The sequence below is a fragment of the Magnetospirillum sp. ME-1 genome, from assembly GCF_002105535.1.
In the GTDB taxonomy this organism is placed as follows: domain Bacteria; phylum Pseudomonadota; class Alphaproteobacteria; order Rhodospirillales; family Magnetospirillaceae; genus Phaeospirillum.
The window spans coordinates 1,884,894-1,904,273 of the sequence record NZ_CP015848.1 but is presented as its reverse complement, the minus strand read 5'-3'; the positions used below and the strand labels follow the sequence as shown (position 1 = coordinate 1,904,273).

Below are 19,380 nucleotides of genomic sequence, written 5' to 3'. Positions count from 1 at the left end.
TCAAATAAACTAACCAAGCCGTCATGAGAATGCAATATCCTATTACCGCCCGCTCGCCGCGGGCGGTTCGGCAAGGAAATATCGTTGCTCAGGAATAGGAGAGGGGGCCGCCGTGGCCGGACAGGGGGATGTGGCGGGACGGCTCGGCGTGCAGGGTGACGTGGCGGCCGTGGAAGCTGAGGCGGCCGGCATCGGCCAGACGGCGCAGCAGGCGCGAGATCACCTCGGGGCCGGTTCCCACCATGGCGGCCAGATCCCGCCACGAGATGGGCAGGGTGAGCGACAGGTCGCCGTTGGCGTCGCGTCCCCCGGTCTCGGTGGCCAGGGTGGCCAGGGTGGACAGCACCCGGTCGGGCAGGTCGGCGCTGCACAGGCGGAAGATGGCGTCCTCGTTCTCGCGGATTTCCGCCGAGCTGAGCCGCAGCAGCGCCAGCCCCACCGACGGGTCCTCCTGCAACGCGGTGTTGAGGCGCTCGGCCGGCACGAAGCAGCCGGTAATCTCGGTCAGCGCGCGGGCCGAGCTTTCATGGATGCCGCCGCCCAGCATGTTGGCGCAGGGAAAGAAGGCGCCGGGGTGGAGGATCTTGAGGATGACCAGCTCGCCTTCCTCGTCCACCCGCTCCAAAGCCACCATGCCGGTGGCCAGGGAATAGGCGCCCCCCACCAGATCGCCCTGGTGGTAGAGGTTCTTGCCCTTGGCGACGGAAAAGCGGGACGACAGGGTGGGGAAGGGGCAGCGCTTGCCCAGCACGTCGCGCATCGGCTCGCGTCGAGGCGAGGACCACGCCTCACATCCGCTGCAAGTCTTTGACGCGCCCATTCGGCTCTCCCTCACCAGGAATATAGCACGGCAGATGTCAGGATGATTGGCGATTCAAATCAAGAAAAAAATATTCGATAAGGAATAGTTCTAAAACTATACGGACGACCTACTCTATCGCAGTGCAAAAAATGGGCAACGTCGCCACCTGTCCAAGATTACGGCGGGATTACATTTTGTGATGAATTTTAATAATTCTGGATGGAATCGTGACCTCGAACCCCTTGCCGTCTGCATTCTGGAAGCTGGGGAAGTGGCCTTCAACCATATTCTCCCTAAGGGATTTGACGAATTCGTGGTCGCCCCCCTAAGACGCGCTTGCGGCATCCCCGAAATGCTCCATATCAATCGGAGCCAAGACAACCGCCTGGATCGTTGCCTGTCTTAAGGGACGATCCAGCCGCCGCTCGAACGAAGAGGGCAAAGATGGATTTCGAGAAGTTTACCGAACGCTGCAAGGGCTTCATTCAATCGGCTCAGACCCTGGCGCTGCGCAGCGGCCACCAGCGCCTGACCCCGGAACACCTGGCCCAGGTCCTGCTGGCCGACAAGGAGGGCCTGGCCGCCAACCTGATCCGTGCCGCCGGCGGCGATCCCGTCCGGGCGCTGAAGGGCGTCGAGGCCGAGCTGGCCAAGATCCCCAAGGTGGAAGGCCCCGGCGCCGGCGGCGTCCACCTCACCCCGGAACTGGCCCGCCTGCTGGATCAGGCGGTGCAACTGGCCGACAAGGCGGGCGATTCCTTCGTCACCGCCGAACGCCTGCTGCTGGCGCTCGCGCTCGCCACCGGCACGCCGGCGGCCAGGGCGCTGGCCGATGCCGGGCTGACGCCCCAGGGACTGAACCACGCCATCGAGGAGGTGAGGAAAGGCCGCAAGGCCAATTCGGCTTCCGCCGAGGACAGCTACGACGCCCTGAAGAAATACGCCCGCGACCTGACCCAGGCGGCGCGTGACGGCAAGCTCGACCCGGTCATCGGCCGCGACGAGGAGATCCGGCGCACCATCCAGGTGCTGTCGCGCCGCACCAAGAACAATCCGGTGCTGATCGGCGAGCCCGGCGTGGGCAAGACCGCCATCGTGGAGGGGCTGGCCAGCCGCATCGTTAACGGCGACGTGCCCGAGACCCTGAAGAACAAGCGCCTGATGGTCCTCGACCTCGGCGCCCTGGTGGCCGGGGCCAAGTTCCGCGGTGAGTTCGAGGAGCGCCTGAAGGCGGTGCTGACCGAGGTGACGGCGGCCAATGGCGAGGTCATCCTGTTCATCGACGAGATGCACACCCTGATCGGGGCGGGGGCGGCGGAAGGCTCCATGGACGCCTCCAACCTGCTGAAGCCCGCCTTGGCCAGGGGCGAACTGCACTGCATCGGCGCCACCACGCTGAACGAGTACCGGAAGCATGTGGAAAAGGACGCCGCCCTGGCGCGGCGCTTCCAGCCGGTCTTCGTCTCCGAGCCGGGGGTGGAGGATACCGTCTCCATCCTGCGCGGCCTGAAGGAGAAGTACGAACTGCACCACGGGGTGCGCATCGCCGACGGCGCATTGGTCTCGGCGGCAACGCTGTCCAACCGCTACATCACCGATCGCTTCCTGCCCGACAAGGCCATCGATCTGGTGGACGAGGCGGCGTCCCGGCTGCGCATGCAGATCGATTCCAAGCCCGAGGCCCTGGACGAGCTGGACCGCCGCATCGTCCAGCTGAAGATCGAGCGCGAGGCGTTGAAGAAGGAAAGCGACGCCGGATCCAAGGACCGCCTGGGCAAGCTGGAGGTGGAACTGACCCAGCTCGAGCGCGAATCCTTCGACATGTCCGAGCGCTGGCGGGCGGAAAAGAACCAGCTGGCCGATTCCACCAAGGTCAAGGAACAGCTGGAGGAAGCCCGCATCGAACTGGCCAACGCCGAGCGCGCTTCCAATTGGGCCAGGGCGGGCGAGCTGAAATTCGGCGTCATTCCCGATCTGGAAAAGCGCATCGAGGGGGGCGGCGCCTCGGGCCAACGCATGCTGACCGAATCGGTGACCGAGGAGCACATCGCTTCCGTCGTGTCGCGCTGGACCGGCATTCCGGTGGAGAAGATGCTGCAGGGCGAGCGTGACAAGCTTCTGGGCATGGAATCCCGTCTCAAGACCCGGGTGGTGGGCCAGAACGAGGCGCTGGTGGCGGTGTCCAACGCCGTGCGCCGGGCCCGCGCCGGTCTGCAGGACCCCAACCGCCCCATCGGCTCGTTCCTGTTCTTAGGCCCCACCGGCGTGGGCAAGACGGAACTGACCAAGGCCCTGGCCGAGTTCCTGTTCGACGACGAGACCGCCATGGTCCGCATGGACATGAGCGAGTACATGGAAAAGCACTCGGTGGCCCGCCTGATCGGCGCGCCGCCCGGCTATGTGGGCTACGAGGAGGGTGGCGCCCTGACCGAGGCGGTGCGGCGGCGCCCCTATCAGGTGATTCTGTTCGACGAGGTGGAGAAGGCCCACCCCGACGTCTTCAACGTGCTGCTGCAGGTGCTCGACGACGGGCGGCTGACCGACGGCCAGGGCAGGACGGTGGATTTCCGCAACACCCTGATCGTGCTGACCTCCAACCTGGGGTCGGACATCTTGGCCAATCAGGAGGAGGGGCACGATTCGGCCGAGGTGCGTGCCGAGGTCATGGAGGTGGTGCGCGCCAACTTCCGCCCCGAATTCCTCAACCGCCTGGACGAGATCCTGCTGTTCCACCGCCTGGGACGCGGCGACATGTCGGGTATCGTCGATATCCAGCTCAAGCGCCTGCGCGCCTTGCTGGCCGACCGCAAGATCACGCTGACACTGGACGATAACGCCATGGAATGGCTGGCGGAAAAGGGCTACGACCCGGTCTACGGGGCGCGGCCCTTGAAGCGGGTGATCCAGCGCGCCCTGCAGAATCCCCTGGCCGGGCAGATTCTGGAAGGCACGGTCAAGGATGGCGATACCGTGGCGGTCACGGCGGCCGAAGGCGGGCTGCTCCTGAACGGAAGAATTACAGGCGATGAGGTGTGAATGTCCCACCTGCACGGAAGGACATAGCTGCTATTCCGGTATGCGGTAGCTGAATTTGTGGCGCAGCTTTTCCCGGTCGTGCTAGAAGCCGACTTCTTAAGTCTTGCCGGTGCTCCTCTCCCCCCCATCCCCCCCGGGAGTACCGGTCTGGTCGGGCCGTCGCGAAAGCGGCGGCCCGATCGCCTTTTTAGGGGGCGTTGAGGGCCTACCGCGCCGCCATGGGGCGGATATCGCTCAAGGCGACGAAACCGGGATGGGCGTCCTTGAAGACCTTGAAGGTCTTGACGCCGCGCCCTTCGGCGAAATCCTCGTAGGCCTCGATCAGGGCGGCGCGGCATACCGCCTCCACCTCGTATTCGGCCAGGCCGTCCAGATCGGTGCTGCCGAGCACTTCGCGAAAGCGCTTCAGGATGTGCAGGCGGCTGACATTGACCACCGATTGCTCGAAGGGGACCCGCAGGGTCTCGAAGAACTGCTCGGCGGACGACAGGGTGGCAAGGGTGTCGAGGATCATGACGGGGCTCCCATGAGGGCGGTGGCGGTGCCGGCGAAACGGCGCAGATCGTCGGCGGTGGGAACGGTCTTGGTGGTCGAGGCGTGGCGGCGCACCTGGGCCAGCATGGTGCGGGCCTTCGCCGCATCCACCTCCAGGCCGATCTCGCGGCAGGCGTGCAGCACCGAGGTCAGCCCCGAATGCTTGCCCAGCACCAGCCGGTGGCCGCGGCCCAATTCGGCGGGGTCGAGGGCCTGGTAGGTGCGCGGGTCGCGCAGCAGGCCGCTGACATGGATGCCGGATTCGTGGGTGAAGATGTTCTCGCCGACGATGCTCTTGTCCACCGGCACCGGGCGGCCCGAGGCGTCGGCCACCAGCCGCGACACGCGGCCCAACTGGCGCTTGTCGATGCCGGTCTCAAGGCCGTAGAGGTGGCCCAGCGCCACCACCACTTCCTCCAGCGGCGCGTTGCCGGCCCGCTCGCCCAGGCCGTTGACCGTGGTGCTGACATGGGTGGCGCCGCCCCGGACGGCGGCCAGGGAATTGGCGGTGGCCAGCCCCAGATCGTCGTGGGCGTGGATTTCCAGCTCGATGGAACAGGCGGCGCGCAGGGCCTTGAAGGAATCATGCACGGCGAAGGGGTCCATGATGCCCAGCGTGTCGGCGAAGCGGAAGCGCTGGGCCCCGGCCGCCTCGCAGGCCCGCACCACCTCGGCCAGGAAGGCGGGATCGGCGCGCGAGCTGTCCTCGCCGCCCACCAGCACGTCGAAGCCCATGGCGCGGGCCTTGGCCACCATGACGCGGATATGGCCCAGCGCCCAGGCGCGGTCGCGGCCCAGCTTGGCGGCCAGCTGCAGGTCGGAGACCGGGATGGACAGGTTGACGGTGGCGACATTGCAACGGGTTGCCGCTTCCAGGTCGTCGTCCCGCATGCGGCACCAGGCGATCAGGCGGGCCTTGAGCCCCAGACCGGCCACCTTGGCGATGGCGGCCTGTTCTTCCGGCCCCATGGCGGGAATGCCCACCTCGATCTCGGGCACGCCGGCGATGTCCAGCGCCCTGGCGATGTCCAGCTTCTCGTCCAGGCTGAAGGCGACGCCGGCGGTCTGCTCGCCGTCGCGCAAGGTCGTATCGTTCATCACCACGAAGGGGGGCATGACGATGGTGGCGGCCTCCGTCATGGCCGTTCTCCTCAGCCGCAGGTCTTGATGCCGCAGGAACAGCCGCCGCCCGAGGTGGCGGTGGGGGCGGGGGGCTGGTTGGGATTGTCGAACACGAAGCCCGAGCCCATGGAGGAATTGTCCACGTAATCCATGGTGGCGCCCGTCAGCCACAGGGCCGAGCCGGGGTCGAGGAACACCTTGACGTCGGAGAATTCCAGCACCTGATCCCCCTCGGCGGCGGCTTCCTCCAGGCCCATGTTGTAGGAAAAGCCCGAACAGCCCTTGTTGACCATGATCCGAAGACCCTGGAACTCGCCGTTGCAGACCTCGCGGATGACGTCGATGGCCTTGTCGGTCAGGTTCATCATGACTGTGTCCTCCTTGCCGGATGGATTGTCTGTGATCCTGGATCAGCAAGAAGGGTGCCAAGTGTTAATCGGTTGAAATTAAACGATAGTGGCCGGGACGGAATCCGACAATGTCGGCTTTGCGACAAGCAGCGCCACCCCGTCCTCGGCCCCGAAGCAATGGGCGTAATCGGTGCAGACCTCGCAATTGGGGGATTTGCAGATCAGCACGCCTTCGCGCTGGCACAGTTCGCGGTAGAAGAACTTCTTCCACTTCATGTCGCGGCTGTTCAGCTCGGCCAGCCCGAGGAAATGGCGGCGCATCAGCCCCGACAGGTCGGCGCGGCTGGTCAGCCCCAGATCCTGCCACAGATGGTTGGAGCCCAGGCAGCGCCGCGCCACGATATGGGCCAGCCATTCCTCTTCGATCAGGCCGCGGGTCCGGTGCTCGAGCAGCAGGGCGCGCAGGTCCGGCTCCTCGATGGTCAGGGGCTTGTCGCCGTGGCCCGACAGCGACAGGCCGGACAGCAGGCCCGGCGCATGGGGGAAGTGACGGCCCACCAGGGCGGCCAGTCCTTCCTCGGAAAGCCCCAGTCCGACGGTCAGGCTCTCGCCCGGGCTGGACAGGGCCATGGCGATGGCGCAGGCGAACAGGTGGCGGTCGAAGGGATCGCCGCTTCCCGGGCCGGACATCAGGCGGGAATAGGTTTCCTTGGCCATTGTGCTGTCCTCCTGTCCGGAATTGTCATCCTGAGGCGAAGCCGAAGGATCTTTCAGCATCAGACGGTTGCCGGTCTTGCCTGAAAGATCCCTCGCCAGGGCTCGGGATGACACGTGGTCCCTTACGCCGGCACCGCCTCGTGGGTCTGGGCGTTGGTGCCGCACACCGCGTTGCACGAGCCGCAGCCGATGCAGCTGCCGGCCTTGTCCATGGTCATGACCTTGCGCACGATCTCTTCCGAATCGTCGAAGGGGTCGCACATCTCGTCGTCCTCGTTGATGCCCATCAGCTTCATGACGGCCTGGGTACAGACCTTGAAGCAGCGGCCGCAGCCGATGCACAGCTCGTCGGAGATGGCGGTGAGATACTTCGGCACCCACGGGGTGCCGTCGCGGGTGGAGAAGGTGCGCAGCGACATGGCGTTGTTCCTTTGCTTGCGAGGATTTCAGGCGGCGGCGACTTCGGGGAACCTGGCGATGGTGGCCACACCCTCGGCGATGAGCTTGCCGGCCTTGGCACTCATCTCCTCGGCCGAATCGAAGCCGAAGCGGTGCAACTCGCGCATATAGGCGTTGACCGCCACCAGCTTGCCGGCGGTGAGGATCACCCGGCCCCAGCCTTCGTGATGGATCTTCATGATGGGGGCGACGGCGTGGCCGCTCTCGGTCTCGATGGCCATGGCGATGGCGTTGAAGTACTGCTCCACCCGCCACAGGATGTCCGGGTCGGGATCGCCGAACAGGGGGATCTCGCGGCGCTGCTCCTTGGACAGGATGTAGGGCGCCAGCACGTCCTCGTCGGATTCGTTGTCCCAGGCCCCCGACTGGTCGTGGGCGCGGATGAACATCAGCAGGGTCTTGATGAAGGGGTCCTGGGTGGCGGTGGCGGTCATGGCGGAGACTCCTGATGTCTATTCGTCGTCGTCGATGAAACGTTCGTCGCCGGCCTCGCCGTCGCGCATGGCCTTTCTCAGCCAGGGCGGCGGGTTGCCCTTCAGCATGGTCCGCACCCGGTCGATGACGTCGGAGATGGCCTCGTCGGCGGGCAGCTTGATGGGGTGGACGCGGGCGCGGACCACACGGGCCGCCGCCGGGCCGCCGATGGCGCGGCAGAACAGCAGCGATGCGCCTTCCAGCGCGCTGATCTTGGCGGCCAGGCGGTCCTCGCCGTCTTCCTTGTGGTTGCCGTCCTCGGCCGAGACATTGTCGAACTGCACGGCTTCCAGGAAGGTGTGCCCCTCGGGGCCGATGTCGTAGAACATGAAGGTCTTGGCGCTGGCGAAGTGGGCGTCCACGCGCTGGCGGTCCTGGGTGGCGACGGCGATTCTCATGTGACCTCCTTTGATCTTCGGTCTCGATCCCTGGTGAGGGGAGGCGGCGGGATCAACCAGCCGCAGCACTCTGGTGGCCATGGGCGTGCTCCGAGGGCTCGTGTGCATGTCCGGGCCGTTCCATCAGGATGTTGCCCAATTGGGTGATCAGGTCGCGCGTCCCCCGGTATCCGGCCGTGGTCAGATGGGCGGCGCCCAATCGGTCGAACACCGGAAAGCCGGCGCGGAACAGCGCAATGCCGTGATGGGCCGCCACCTGGCGGCCGTTGGAATTGGCGATGATCAGGTCGGCGCCGCCGGCTTCCAGGATCTGGTCCTCCAGATCCTCGAAATCGCCGACGATCACCCGCTCGGCCGCCAGTTCGGCCAGCATGGGGACCGGCTGGGTGGTGACGGCCGCCGCGATCGTCGCGCCCATGTCGGTGGCAAGCCGGCCCATGCTCCAAAGAAGCGCGGGTTCGGCGGCGATGGCGACGGAGCGGCCGCCGAAATAGAAGTGGCCGTCCAGCATGGCGTCGACCAGCTGCGAGCGGGCGCGGCGCTGGCGGGCGGGAACGGGAATGCCCGCCACCGTGGACAGGCAGACCATCAGGCGGTCCACGGCGTCCAGGCCGGTGACCCGGTCGAGCACGATGGAGGGCACGCCGGTAATGGATTCGGCGGTCTTGGCGGCAATGCGCATGTGCTCGCCGATGGCGATGGTGAGGCGCGCCCGGCCCATCTCGCGCACGCCGGCGATGGGGGTGCCGCCCAGGGTGGTGGGGGTGTAGGCATCGGGGACGTGGCCGTCGAGCGAGTCCGACAGATCGGGCAGCACCATGGCTTCCAGGCCGAAATCGGCGATGATGTCCTTCAAGGCCTCGACATCGCCGGGGGTGAGGTGGGCGCCGGGCAGCAGGTTGACCCGGTCGAGCCTGGCATGGTTGCCCGAGGGGCGGGCCAGGGACTTGATGATGGCGGTCACCGCCTTGCCCCAGCCGGTCTCCAGCGAGCCCGAGAAGTCGGGGGCCGAGACGTCGACCACGGCGATGTCGGACAACTCCTTGTTGCGCGCCCGGATGACCTTGACGTCGCCGGCCATGTCCTCGCCCCGGGTCTCGGTCAGCGCGGTGGAGATCAGGCCGATGATTTCCGGTTTGGCGCGCTTGGCGATGTTCAGCAGCCCTTCCTCCACCTGATCCATGCCGCCCAGGATGGTGCTGATCTCGTTCATGGCGGTGGTCTGCAGCGGGATGGCCTCGCGGAAGTGGCGGACCATCATCACCAGGGCGAAGGCGGTGCAGCCCTGGGAGCCGTGGAACATGGGCAGGCAGCCCTTCATCCCCATGAAGGCCAGCGCGGCGCCCAGGGGCGCGCTGACCTTGAGAGGGCTGGTGGAAAGCGCCTTGTTGTGGTCGATGATCAGGGCCATGGTCTCAGGCCTCCCAGGGGGCGGGGGCGCGGACCTGCGCCCAGATGGGGCTGTTGATGGAAAGATCGATGGCGCGCACCAGGGCGACCATGCCGTCATAGGCGGCGTAGCCGTGGTGGCGTTCCTGATTGATGTCGATCCACGGCGTGCGGGCCTTCAAGGCCACGAACTGCGAGCGTCCGCCCGACAGCATCATGTCGGCCCGGCCCTCCTTGAACATGGCGTACATGTCCCTGGGCGTGATGGCGTCGGCCAGCTTGTCCTCGTCGCCGCCCAGGCGCTCCAGCGCCTTGGACTTGTCGGCCTCGGTGGCCTTGCGCACCGAGGAGCCCACCACCTCCATGCCCACTTCCTGCAGGGCCTGGATCACCGACCAGCTTTTGACGCCGCCGGTGTAGAGCAGCACCTTGCGCCCCGAAAGGCGGGCCTTGTAGGGCTCGAGCCGCGCCCAGGCCTTGGCCTCCTCCTCGGCGATCAGCGCTTCGGTGCGGGCGGTGAGCGTCGGGTCGGCGCCCTGCTCGACCAGCATGCGGGCGATGTTGCGAAGGGCGTCCGAGGTGTCGGAGATGCCGTAGAACGAACCTTCGAAGTAGGGGATGCCCCACGTCTCCTTCATCTTGCGCGCCAGGGTCACCAGCGCCTGGGAGCACAGCACCATGTTGGCCCTGGCGGTGTGGGCCGCCGCCACCTCGCGGTAGCGGGCGTCGCCGGTGATGGAGGCGCGCAGCCGGATGCCGAGTTTGGCCAGCAGGGGGCGGAACTGGTCCAACTCGCCCGCCACGTTGTACTCGCCCAGGATGTTGATGTCGCAAGGCCCGGCATCGTCGGGCTGCAGCGTGCCGATCACATGCTCGAACAGGGCGTCTCCCCCTAAGCGGTTGCCGAGGTTCTTCGAGCCGACGAAGCCGGGCGAATTGATGGGAATGACCGGGGTGCCAAGGCGCTGGGTGGCGGCGCGGCAGACGGCGTCCACGTCGTCGCCGATCAGCGAGCCGACACAGGTCTGGTAGACGAACACCGCGGGCGGGTTGTGCCGCGCGATGGCCTGTTTGATGGCCTTGTAGAGCTTCTTCTCGCCGCCGGCGATGATGTCCAGGTTGGTGAGGTCAGTGGTGAAGCCCCGGCGGTAGAGATCCGAACCGGTGCTCCACGAATTGCGGCCGTCCCAGGAATTGCCCTCGCAGGCGATGGGGCCGTGGACCAGATGGACCACGTCGGTGATGGGCTGCAGCGCGATCTTGGCGCCGTCGAAGGCGCATCCCCCCGCAGCGGCTCCGGGGACGAGGGACTTGCCGCAGCCCTTCTTGCGCTCACCCTCGGACTTGGCCTGATTCTTGGCGCAGCCGGGCTCGTTCATCAGTTCGGCGATCTTGGCCTTCAGCATGGTGGGCCTCGCTTGAAACGGTTCGAACTCCGTCTCGCAAGGGCCGTGCCATCATGAAAAATGGCGAAAATGCTGGATTGCGCTTAAACGCCAGCCGGCCATTGTCGCAAGTGCGACAATGGCCGGTGTCGGAAAAAGGAATGATGGCCGCAATATCGGGTTAAGGGGAGGATTATTGCCCAGGAGTGACGGATTGGGGCGTATAGGGGGAAATCTCCTCCACTGCAATGCTCTCGGACGCGCCGAAGACGAAGGGCTTCAGTTGCTTCTGGCAGAATTTGTCCTTGAATAAGAGGTCGCGCATGGTGTCGCCCAGAGGCTCACCCGATTGAAGGGCCCACAACAGAAGCTTGGCATCGACGGCATTGAGTCCAAAATCATCGGCTGCCTGGATGACTTGCTGGCAGAACTGGCTGGGATTGCCATTCTTGGCGTTCATGGCGATCAGTGCCTGGCCATACCAATCCTTCTTCCGCAATGCGCCGATCAAAGTCGTGTCGGGGCCAACCATTTCGTTGAGGACCAGCGGGGGAGTGATGGCCTCGATCACCTCTTTTGCACACCCTTCCTTGATGTTTGCCTGGAGTAGACAATTGTTGGCGCTGAACAGCGACATGCGTGGCTTTTCCATGGTGAACGACCAGGAACCAATCAGCCGTTCCGGCATCATGGCGCCGGATGAGCCAGGAGCCAGCAGGCTGACAACGACTGTCTTGTTGGCGTCCCAGGTCTTTGCCAGAGAGGTTCCGCCTCTGGTCTCATTGGTGTCGCTGCTGGACATTTGGCTGATTGCCGTATCCCAGACCTTTGCCTCCTTCCGCACCTGATCAATGTTGAGGCTGGTCAGAAGCGAGCCGCCCGGCGCCAATTGGCCGGCGGCCACCTCGGCTACCCGCAGGGCCGCAGACACGGCCCCGGTCTTAATCTCTTTCTTGTAGTGGGCGACAACCTCGGTGGTCAGACGGGTATCGGCGGTGACACGGATCAGGGGGCTGTACCAAATGTCCTTGAGGTTGACGTCAAACCCTTCTCCCTCCTTGCCGCTGCTGTGGCTTACCGAGTACAGCGGAATTGGAGCTCTGTAGTTTAGCCGTGAATGCACCTCGATGTTGGCGACAAGCGAGAATGTCGTGTTCTCGCCCCAGAGCAATCTCTCCAACCAAGTGCGACGCTCTTTGTCGTAATCGGGAGCCCCGATTCCAACTTGCTGCAGTTTTCCATCATTTGTCAGGGAATTGGGAGTCCACCAGCCGACAACGCGCGCGTAATAGCCGGCCTGGGGCCTGAATTTTTCGGCCGCACAGGTTTTTATCTGCTTTGTTCCGACCCACTGGGTCTCGTCGGTCAGCATGCATTCCTTGTTGAGATGGAGATGAATGTAGTTGGTGGGGTCGGGGGACAGGTCGGCGCGATTCGCCCCTTTGGCCGGGAATTGCGGCGGAACAGCGGCCGGACTGGCGCATCCTGAAATGGCGACGGCACAGGTCATTGCTGCAAGCGTGAATTTGATATTCATGGCAAAGCCTCCCTCATGGGAATTTTTAAGCCAAGTTTCGCTCTTTATGAGTGTTGGCAGTCAACAAAATAGATGTTATGTTAAGATAAATAACAACAAATGATATGTATCGTTACTCTTCGTCATCCGAAAAGAAGAGCCCCGGAGAGGGCGGGTTCCTCTCCGGGGCGGTCCTCACGTGCTTTTCGGAAGGGCTGGGAGATCAGCGCGTGAGGTCGTAGGAGATATCGCTCGAGGCGTCGGTGACCTCGAAGATACGGTCCAGGATCTCCACCAGGACCCGCAGCGCGCCCTGGTAGCCCAGGGTGGGGAAGCGGTGGTGGTGGTGACGGTCGAAGATGGGGAAGGTCAGGCGGATCAGGGGGATGCCGGTGTCCTTCTCCAGGTACTTGCCGTAGGAGCTGCCGATCAAGAGATCGGTGGGCTCGGTGAACAGCAGGGACCGCATGTGCCACAGGTCCTTGCCGGCGTAGACCTTGCAGCCGGCGCCGAAGGGCGACGAGGCCAGCAGGGCTTCCATGGCCGCGACCCATTCCTTGCCGCCGTTGGTGGACAGGCAGTGCAGCGGCTCGCAGCCCATTTCCAGCAGGAAGGAGACCATGCCGTAGACGAAGTCGGGATCACCGAACACGGCGACCTTCTTGCCGTGCAGGTAGGCCTGGCTGTCGGTCATGGCGTCGACCAGACGGCCGCGCTCCTTCTCGATGCTCTCGGGGATCGGCTTGCCCGACAGTTCCGAGATCTTCATCAGCAGGGCGTCGGTGCCCGACACGCCCATGGGATAGCGGAAGTTGGCGGTGGGCTGGCCCTTGGTCTCGATGTATTCCAGCGACTTGGCCGAGCAATCGTGCTGCAGCGCGATGGTGGCCTTGGCGTCGATGGCGGTGCGGACGTCGTCCAGCTTGGTACCGCCGTCATACATGCGGTAGGTGCCGTCCGAGGGGGTGTCGTAGATGTCCGACACGTCGGAGATGAAGGTGTACTCGACCCCCATGGTGTCCAGGTAGCGCTTCAGTTCGCGGTTGTTGGCGACCGCATAGCCATCGAAGCCCGGGATGATGTTGATCTTCTCGGTCACCTTGCCGCGGGTCTTTTCGGACTCGCGGTCCCAGAAGTAGCTCAGCACGCCCTTGATCATGTTGTCGTAGCCGGTGGTGTGGCTGCCGACGAAGGACGGGGTGTGGGCGAAGGGGACGGCGAAGTCGGCCGGAACCGATTCCTTCTCCTTGGCGGTGGCGATGAAGGCCGACAGATCGTCGCCGATGACTTCCGCCATGCAGGTGGTGGAGACGGCGATCATCTTGGGCTTGTACAGGGTGTAGGAGTTCTGCAGGCCGTCGACGATGTTGGTCAGGCCACCGAACACCGCCGCGTCCTCGGTCATGGAGTCGGACACGCAGGGCACGGCTTCCTTGAAGTGGCGGGCGAGGTGCGAGCGGAAGTAGGCGACGCAGCCCTGGGAGCCGTGCACATAGGGCATGGTCTCCTCGAAGCCCTGGGCGGCGAACACCGCGCCCAGAGGCTGACAGGCCTTGGCCGGGTTGATGACGGCCTTTTCACGGGCGAAGTTCTTTTCCCGGTATTCCCAGGTCTTGGTGTACTCGGCCTGGGCGGCGACCGCCTCGTCGGTGGGGCGGCATTCGAACTGGGCCTTCTTGGCCGCGAACATCTCCGTGTATTCGGGCTCCTGGAACAGGGAGACGTGGTCCTTGGTCTTTTCGGCGCTCTGAGGCATGACTTCTCTCCTTCTCAACTCCCCGCGCCCCCGGTTGTTGGGCGATGCGCGGGGAGGAGTTAAAGCAAAACAACGCGTTACAGGTCTGATGCGGAGCGTCAGGCGGCCTTCCAGGGGGCCTTGAACTTGCTCCAGACCGGGCTGTTGATGGCCATGTCCATATCGCGGGCGAAGATGGCGAAGCCGTCATAGCCGTGATAGGGGCCGGAATAGTCCCACGAGTGCATCTGGCGGAAGGGCACGCCCATCTTCTGGGTGGCGTACTTTTCCTTGATGCCCGAGCCGACCAGGTCGGGGCGGATCTGCTCGATGAACTTCTCCAGCTCGTAGCCGGTGACGTCGTCGTAGATCAGCGTGCCTTCCTTCACGTAGTGGCCGGTGCGCTGATAGTCGTCGTTGTGGGCGAATTCATAGCCGGTGCCGACGATCTTCATGCCCAGGTCTTCATAGGCGTTGGCGACGTGACGGGGACGCAGGCCGCCCACGTACAGCATCACGGTCTTGCCTTCCAGGCGGGCCTTGTACTTGGCGACCACCTCGTCGACCAGCGGCTGGTACCTGGCGATGACCTCCTCGGCCTTCTTCTGGATGGTCTCGTCGAACTGAGCGGCGATCTTGCGCAAAGACGCGGCGATCTGGCTCGGGCCGAAGAAATTGTACTCCACCCACTTGATGCCGTACTTCTCTTCCATGTGGCGGCAGATGTAGTTCATCGACCGGTAGCAGTGGATGAGGTTCAGCTTGGCCTTGGGCGCGCGCGCCATCTCGGACAGGGTGGCGTCGCCGGACCACATGCCGATGACCCTGAGGCCCATCTCTTCCAGCAGCTTGCGGCTGGGCCAGGCGTCGCCGCCGATGTTGTAGTCGGCGATCAGGTTGACGTCGTAGGGGCCGGGGACGAAGGCTTCCTCGGGCGAGGGCTTGTCGAAGACCCAGTCGCGGATGGCGTCGTTGGCGATGTGGTGGCCCAGCGACTGGGACACGCCGCGGAAGCCTTCGCACCGCACCGGAACGATGGTCTTGCCGGTTTCCTTGTGCTTCTTCTTGGCCACGGCCTCGATGTCGTCACCGATCAGGCCGATGGGGCACTCGGACTGGATGGAGATGCCCTTGTTCAGCGGGAACATGGTGTCCAGCTCGTCGATCATGGCGTCCAGGTTCTTGTCGCCGCCGAACACGATGTCGCGTTCCTGGAAGTCGGAGGTCACCTGCATGGTGACGAAGGAGTCCACGCCGACGGTGCCGTTGAAGTAGTTGCGGCGCTGGGACCAGGAATACTGGCCGCAGCCGACGGGACCGTGGGAGATGTGGACCATGTCCTTGACGGGGCCCCACACCACGCCCTTGGAGCCGGCGTAGGCACAGCCACGGATGGTCATGACGCCGGGGATGGACTTGATGTTGGACTTGACGCCGCAAGAGGTGGTGCCTTCCTCCTCGGCCGGCTTGGCGACGGCGAGGTGCTTGGAACGGCGCTTGGCGGCCTTTTCCGGGTACGCTTCAAGGACGTCCTTGATCAGCGCCTCGGCGGCGGCGGTATCGTTGGTGTAATCGAGGCTCATGGCCCTCTCCTTCAGTGTTTGAGTGGGCCCTCCACCCTTTAGGAGGGCCCGCCGTTTACCTGTGGATCAGCCCGCGCTGCAGAGCGACTTTTCCTTGGCGGCCAGTTCGGCCAGGGCCTGCTCGTCGGTCTTCATGATGCCGAACTCGATCAGCATGTCTTCCAGCTCTTCCATGGTGATCGGGGTCGGGATGGTGCCCTTGCCGCCGTTGGCATGGATCTTCTGGGCCAGCTGGCGATATTCCTCGGCCTGCTTGGAGTCGGGCTTGTACTGGATCACCGTCTGACGACGCAGTTCGGCGTGCTGGACGATGTTGTCGCGCGGCACGAAGTGGATCATCTGGGTGTTCAGGCGCTTGGCCAGGGTCTCGGCCAGATCCAGCTCGCGGTCGGTCTGGCGCTCGTTGCAGATCAGGCCGCCCAGGCGGACGCCGCCCGAACCGGCATACTTCAGGATGCCCTTGGCGATGTTGTTGGCGGCGAACAGGGCCATCATCTCGCCGGACATGACGATGTAGATTTCCTGAGCCTTGTTCTCGCGGATGGGCATGGCGAAGCCGCCGCACACTACGTCGCCCAGCACGTCGTAGGACACGTAGTCCACGTCGTCATAGGCGCCGTTCTCTTCCAGGAAGTTGATGGCGGTGATCACGCCGCGGCCGGCGCAGCCGACGCCCGGCTCCGGGCCGCCCGACTCGGTGCACTTGATGCCCTTGTAGCCGATCTTCATCACGTCCTCGAGTTCGAGGTCTTCCACCGAGCCGGCCTTGGCGGCCAGGTGCAGCACGGTGTCCTGCAGCTTGGTGTTGAGGATCAGACGGGTGGAGTCGGCCTTGGGGTCGCAGCCGACGATGAGAATCTTCTGACCCATCTCGACGAGAGCGGCCAGGGTGTTCTGCGAGGTGGTGGACTTGCCGATACCGCCCTTGCCGTAGAAAGCGATCTGACGAACCATGGGAATTTCCTTTCGCTGGTTAGCCTAAAATTTGCTCGGCGAGGACACGGCCACCGCCACGGTCTCCTCATCGCAACGGGCGTGCCAAGTTTGTGTGCGGCGCAGCGAAAATAATTTACTCAATAAAAACAATGTGATGATGGTGTGTGTCGGGCATGTGCCCGCTTTTTGTGCGTCTGTGCGGAATCCGACAAAGCGCCGTCCGTGTGTTGCAACCCCAACAGGACCGGGGGTTTTCACCCCGCCCCATCGGCTTGTGCCAAAAGGTACGGAGCTTGCATGAGGTGGCCGTTAAGTAAGGTCATCCCGAGCGCGGCGAGGGATCTCCGTTTGGAATGGCGGTTCCGTCCCGGACATGCCGGACCAGGATGAGATCCTTTCTCCCGTTGGTCGTCAGGATGGCGTGTCCGACTATAGAGGGGCTCCGGCTGACACATGAACGACGCGCGGGCGCACAGCATCGGCCACAGCACCAACCTGATGGGCCTGTCCACCAGCCTTCTGGGATCGGCGGCCTTCAACGAGGACCCGCGCGAGCTGCACATTTCCGGCGTGCGCGAGATGAACGGGCAGTTGTTCGAGATGCTGGGCCGGTCGGACGGCCTGATGGATGCCGGCGACGCCTTCTATAAATACATGATGGCCATGTTCGGCATCGATCCCGAGCAGCAGGAGGAACTGAAGGGTGCGCGCCGGCGCTACCGTTCCAGCTTCCTGCGGCTGCTGAAGGGCTGGGGCTACGATTCCAACGGCCCCGAGGGCGCCGTGCTGAAAGGCTGGGTGGAAAGCCGCTTCGGGCTGTTTCCCACCTTTCACAAGGAGATGATCACCCGCTTCTCGACCCAGGGCTGGGCCACCTATGTGGACGAGAAGATGTCGAGCCGCTTTCACAACAACTCCATCTACTGCCAGCTCGACATGCTCTACGAGTTCTGCCAGTGGGCGCTGGCCCGCTTCGCCGCGCCGGGGCAGACCCATGTCACCTTGTATCGGGGCATCAATTCCTTCGACGAGCACCAGGTGGTCGAGCGCCTGGACCGCAAGACCGTGGTGATGCGCCTCAACAACCTGGCGTCGTTTTCGTCGGACCGCACGGTCGCCGATTGCTTCGGCGACACCATCCTCACCGCCCGGGTGCCGACGGTGAAGATCCTGTTCTTCAACACTCTGCTGCCCGTCCATCCCCTGAAGGGCGAGGGCGAGTATCTGGTGATCGGTGGCGATTACCAGGTCGCCGCGGCCTATTTCTGATTGGATTTCCCATGCGATTGCCCTTCCTCGACCGATCATCCTCATCCGGCCCAAGCCTGGAGGAACGCGCGCTCGGCGCCTATCTGGGCTTTGCCGTCGGCGACGCCCTGGGGGCCACCGTCGAGTTCCTGACCAAGGGGGAAATCCGCGAGAAGTACGGCCTGCACCGCAAGATGATCGGCGGCGGCTGGCTGCACCTGGCTCCGGGCCAGGTCACCGACGACACCGAGATGAGCCTGTGCCTGGGCCGCTCGCTGGTCCGCAAACAGGACCTGGACCTCAAGGATGTGTGCGACGAATTCGCCCTGTGGCTGAAGGGCGGGCCGGTGGACGTGGGCAACACCTGCCGGCGCGGTATCCGCCGCTTCATGACCCATGGCACCCTGGATGGCGGCTATTGCGAGGGCGACGCCGGTAACGGCGCGGCCATGCGCAACCTTCCCATCGCCCTGGCCACCCTGGGCAACCCGGCCCTGTTCGAGGACTGGACCGTCACCCAGAGCCACGTCACCCACCACCACCCCCTGTCCGACGACGCCACCCTGGCGCTGGGGCGCATGACCCAGGCGCTGGTGGCCGGTCTGGGCATGAAGGCGGCGCGCGACGAGGCCAACGCCCTGGTCGAGAAGCATAAATGCTTCCGGTTCGAGACCTTCCGCGGCCAGTCCACCGCCTATATCGTCGATACCATGCAGACGGTGCTGCACTTCTATTTCCTGACCGATTCCTTCCGCAACTGCCTGATCGAGGTGGTCAACCAGGGCGGTGACGCCGACACCACCGGGGCCATCGCCGGCATGCTGGCCGGGGCCACCTATGGCGTGCGGGAGATTCCGTCGGCATGGCTGAGCAAGCTGGACAAGGCGGTGGCCGACGAGATCCGCACCCAGGTGCCGGCCCTGCTGGCGGTGGCGGACACGTTCAAGAACAAGGCGTAAGGGAGAAACGGATGATGGCGCTGGTCGTCTTCTACGAAAAGCCGGGCTGCAGCAACAACACCCGGCAAAAGCAGCTGCTGTCGCGTTCGGGACACGACGTGGTGGCGTTGGATATCCGCGCCCAGGGCTGGACGCCGCAAGCGCTGCGGCCGTTCTTCGCGGGCTTGCCGGTGGCGCAATGGTTCAACCGCGCGGCCCCTCGGGTCAAGTCGGGGGCGGTGGTGCCGGAAGCCATGGGGGAAGAGGACGCGCTGGCCGAAATGTGCCTGGACCCGCTGCTGATCCGCCGCCCCCTGATGGAAAGCGGCGGCCGGCGCATGGCCGGCTTCGACGAGGCGGCGGTGGCCGGCTGGATCGGGCTGGCCCCGGCCTTCGAGCCCATCCCGGAGACCTGCCCGCGCAGCGACGGAGTCTGCTCGGTCCCCGGGCGGTAGGGCGGGGTTCTCCGCCCCCCCCCCGGTCACACCGCCTTGACGCTGGAGAGGAAGGTCTCCACGTGCTTGCCCAGGCTGGTGCCGGATTCCTCCAGCACTTCGGCCACCTTGTACATGTTCGACGCCATCTCGCCGGTCATGTGGGCGGCCGACGACACCTCGGTGATGTTGCTGGTCACCTCGTGATTGCCGTTGGCGGCTTCCTGGACGTTGCGCACGATCTCCTGGGTGGCGGCATTCTGTTCTTCCACCGCGGCGGCGATGGAGGAGACCACCTCGTCCACCCGTGAGATGGCGGCGCCC

At 64.6% G+C, this 19,380-nt stretch carries 18 protein-coding genes; 4 read left to right on the top strand and 14 right to left on the bottom strand.

From position 1 onward, the window contains the following. Positions 1 to 88 precede the first annotated feature (88 nt). Positions 89 to 760: a Crp/Fnr family transcriptional regulator gene (locus WV31_RS08910; RefSeq protein ID WP_237051554.1), complete on the bottom strand. Its 672-nt coding sequence runs from the start codon at positions 758 to 760 to the stop codon at positions 89 to 91. 486 nt (positions 761 to 1,246) lie between these two features. On the opposite strand from WV31_RS08910, the gene clpB reads away from it, so the two are divergent. Next, on the top strand, positions 1,247 to 3,838 hold the full coding sequence (clpB, locus tag WV31_RS08905; RefSeq protein WP_085373215.1) for an ATP-dependent chaperone ClpB: 2,592 nt from the start codon (positions 1,247 to 1,249) through the stop codon (positions 3,836 to 3,838). 205 nt (positions 3,839 to 4,043) lie between these two features. Here clpB and nifW read toward each other — a convergent pair whose 3' ends face one another. From nifW to nifH, 13 genes are all read right to left on the bottom strand, one after another. Then, positions 4,044 to 4,352 (bottom strand): nitrogenase-stabilizing/protective protein NifW, encoded by a 309-nt coding sequence (nifW, locus tag WV31_RS08900; RefSeq protein ID WP_085373214.1) that lies wholly within the window; start codon positions 4,350 to 4,352, stop codon positions 4,044 to 4,046. Next, on the bottom strand, positions 4,349 to 5,512 hold the full coding sequence (nifV, locus tag WV31_RS08895) for a homocitrate synthase (RefSeq protein WP_085373213.1): 1,164 nt from the start codon (positions 5,510 to 5,512) through the stop codon (positions 4,349 to 4,351). The genes nifW and nifV overlap by 4 nt, the downstream gene beginning before the upstream one ends. Positions 5,513 to 5,523: 11 nt before the next feature. Next, positions 5,524 to 5,862, bottom strand: a complete 339-nt coding sequence (locus tag WV31_RS08890) for a HesB/IscA family protein (RefSeq protein WP_085373212.1) — start codon at positions 5,860 to 5,862, stop codon at positions 5,524 to 5,526. 78 nt (positions 5,863 to 5,940) lie between these two features. Then, positions 5,941 to 6,561 (bottom strand): nitrogen fixation protein NifQ, encoded by a 621-nt coding sequence (locus WV31_RS08885; protein WP_085373211.1) that lies wholly within the window; start codon positions 6,559 to 6,561, stop codon positions 5,941 to 5,943. Between the two features lie 122 nt (positions 6,562 to 6,683). Continuing rightward, a complete protein-coding gene (gene fdxB, locus WV31_RS08880) occupies positions 6,684 to 6,980 on the bottom strand; it encodes a ferredoxin III, nif-specific (RefSeq protein ID WP_085373210.1) in 297 nt (98 codons plus the stop codon). Positions 6,981 to 7,007: 27 nt separating this feature from the next. Next, the gene (locus WV31_RS08875) at positions 7,008 to 7,454 is read right to left on the bottom strand and encodes a NifX-associated nitrogen fixation protein (RefSeq protein ID WP_085373209.1); all 447 of its coding nucleotides are present in this window, start codon (positions 7,452 to 7,454) and stop codon (positions 7,008 to 7,010) included. Positions 7,455 to 7,472: 18 nt separating this feature from the next. Then, the gene (gene nifX, locus WV31_RS08870; RefSeq protein ID WP_085373208.1) at positions 7,473 to 7,892 is read right to left on the bottom strand and encodes a nitrogen fixation protein NifX; all 420 of its coding nucleotides are present in this window, start codon (positions 7,890 to 7,892) and stop codon (positions 7,473 to 7,475) included. A gap of 52 nt (positions 7,893 to 7,944) precedes the next feature. Continuing rightward, complete coding sequence (gene nifN, locus WV31_RS08865; RefSeq protein WP_085373207.1) at positions 7,945 to 9,303, bottom strand: nitrogenase iron-molybdenum cofactor biosynthesis protein NifN; 1,359 nt, start codon at positions 9,301 to 9,303, stop codon at positions 7,945 to 7,947. Positions 9,304 to 9,307: 4 nt separating this feature from the next. Continuing rightward, the gene (gene nifE, locus WV31_RS08860; protein ID WP_085373206.1) at positions 9,308 to 10,687 is read right to left on the bottom strand and encodes a nitrogenase iron-molybdenum cofactor biosynthesis protein NifE; all 1,380 of its coding nucleotides are present in this window, start codon (positions 10,685 to 10,687) and stop codon (positions 9,308 to 9,310) included. A gap of 172 nt (positions 10,688 to 10,859) precedes the next feature. Beyond that, the gene (locus WV31_RS08855; protein ID WP_085373205.1) at positions 10,860 to 12,203 is read right to left on the bottom strand and encodes a hypothetical protein; all 1,344 of its coding nucleotides are present in this window, start codon (positions 12,201 to 12,203) and stop codon (positions 10,860 to 10,862) included. Between the two features lie 202 nt (positions 12,204 to 12,405). Then, positions 12,406 to 13,938: a nitrogenase molybdenum-iron protein subunit beta gene (nifK, locus tag WV31_RS08850; protein ID WP_085373204.1), complete on the bottom strand. Its 1,533-nt coding sequence runs from the start codon at positions 13,936 to 13,938 to the stop codon at positions 12,406 to 12,408. Between the two features lie 98 nt (positions 13,939 to 14,036). Further along, positions 14,037 to 15,500, bottom strand: a complete 1,464-nt coding sequence (nifD, locus tag WV31_RS08845; protein ID WP_085373203.1) for a nitrogenase molybdenum-iron protein alpha chain — start codon at positions 15,498 to 15,500, stop codon at positions 14,037 to 14,039. Positions 15,501 to 15,566: 66 nt separating this feature from the next. Continuing rightward, a complete protein-coding gene (gene nifH, locus WV31_RS08840) occupies positions 15,567 to 16,460 on the bottom strand; it encodes a nitrogenase iron protein (protein WP_145980786.1) in 894 nt (297 codons plus the stop codon). Positions 16,461 to 16,889: 429 nt separating this feature from the next. Between nifH and WV31_RS08835 the strand changes: the two genes are divergently transcribed. The 3 genes from WV31_RS08835 to WV31_RS08825 are packed head-to-tail and all read left to right on the top strand — an operon-like array spanning position 16,890 to position 19,077. After that, on the top strand, positions 16,890 to 17,705 hold the full coding sequence (locus tag WV31_RS08835; RefSeq protein WP_085373201.1) for an NAD(+)--dinitrogen-reductase ADP-D-ribosyltransferase: 816 nt from the start codon (positions 16,890 to 16,892) through the stop codon (positions 17,703 to 17,705). An 11-nt stretch (positions 17,706 to 17,716) separates the two neighbouring features. Beyond that, a complete protein-coding gene (gene draG / locus WV31_RS08830) occupies positions 17,717 to 18,643 on the top strand; it encodes an ADP-ribosyl-[dinitrogen reductase] hydrolase (protein ID WP_085373200.1) in 927 nt (308 codons plus the stop codon). 14 nt (positions 18,644 to 18,657) lie between these two features. Continuing rightward, positions 18,658 to 19,077 (top strand): ArsC/Spx/MgsR family protein, encoded by a 420-nt coding sequence (locus WV31_RS08825; RefSeq protein WP_085375536.1) that lies wholly within the window; start codon positions 18,658 to 18,660, stop codon positions 19,075 to 19,077. Positions 19,078 to 19,380 lie beyond the last annotated feature (303 nt).

Coding starts and splice junctions, on each gene's coding strand:
- WV31_RS08910 (WP_237051554.1), bottom strand. CDS start 760: ATGCGCGACGTGCTGGGCAAGCGCTGCCCCTTCCCCACCCTGTCGTCC.
- clpB (WP_085373215.1), top strand. CDS start 1,247: ATGGATTTCGAGAAGTTTACCGAACGCTGCAAGGGCTTCATTCAATCG.
- nifW (WP_085373214.1), bottom strand. CDS start 4,352: ATGATCCTCGACACCCTTGCCACCCTGTCGTCCGCCGAGCAGTTCTTC.
- nifV (WP_085373213.1), bottom strand. CDS start 5,512: ATGACGGAGGCCGCCACCATCGTCATGCCCCCCTTCGTGGTGATGAAC.
- WV31_RS08890 (WP_085373212.1), bottom strand. CDS start 5,862: ATGATGAACCTGACCGACAAGGCCATCGACGTCATCCGCGAGGTCTGC.
- WV31_RS08885 (WP_085373211.1), bottom strand. CDS start 6,561: ATGGCCAAGGAAACCTATTCCCGCCTGATGTCCGGCCCGGGAAGCGGC.
- fdxB (WP_085373210.1), bottom strand. CDS start 6,980: ATGTCGCTGCGCACCTTCTCCACCCGCGACGGCACCCCGTGGGTGCCG.
- WV31_RS08875 (WP_085373209.1), bottom strand. CDS start 7,454: ATGACCGCCACCGCCACCCAGGACCCCTTCATCAAGACCCTGCTGATG.
- nifX (WP_085373208.1), bottom strand. CDS start 7,892: ATGAGAATCGCCGTCGCCACCCAGGACCGCCAGCGCGTGGACGCCCAC.
- nifN (WP_085373207.1), bottom strand. CDS start 9,303: ATGGCCCTGATCATCGACCACAACAAGGCGCTTTCCACCAGCCCTCTC.
- nifE (WP_085373206.1), bottom strand. CDS start 10,687: ATGCTGAAGGCCAAGATCGCCGAACTGATGAACGAGCCCGGCTGCGCC.
- WV31_RS08855 (WP_085373205.1), bottom strand. CDS start 12,203: ATGAATATCAAATTCACGCTTGCAGCAATGACCTGTGCCGTCGCCATT.
- nifK (WP_085373204.1), bottom strand. CDS start 13,938: ATGCCTCAGAGCGCCGAAAAGACCAAGGACCACGTCTCCCTGTTCCAG.
- nifD (WP_085373203.1), bottom strand. CDS start 15,500: ATGAGCCTCGATTACACCAACGATACCGCCGCCGCCGAGGCGCTGATC.
- WV31_RS08835 (WP_085373201.1), top strand. CDS start 16,890: ATGAACGACGCGCGGGCGCACAGCATCGGCCACAGCACCAACCTGATG.
- draG (WP_085373200.1), top strand. CDS start 17,717: ATGCGATTGCCCTTCCTCGACCGATCATCCTCATCCGGCCCAAGCCTG.
- WV31_RS08825 (WP_085375536.1), top strand. CDS start 18,658: ATGGCGCTGGTCGTCTTCTACGAAAAGCCGGGCTGCAGCAACAACACC.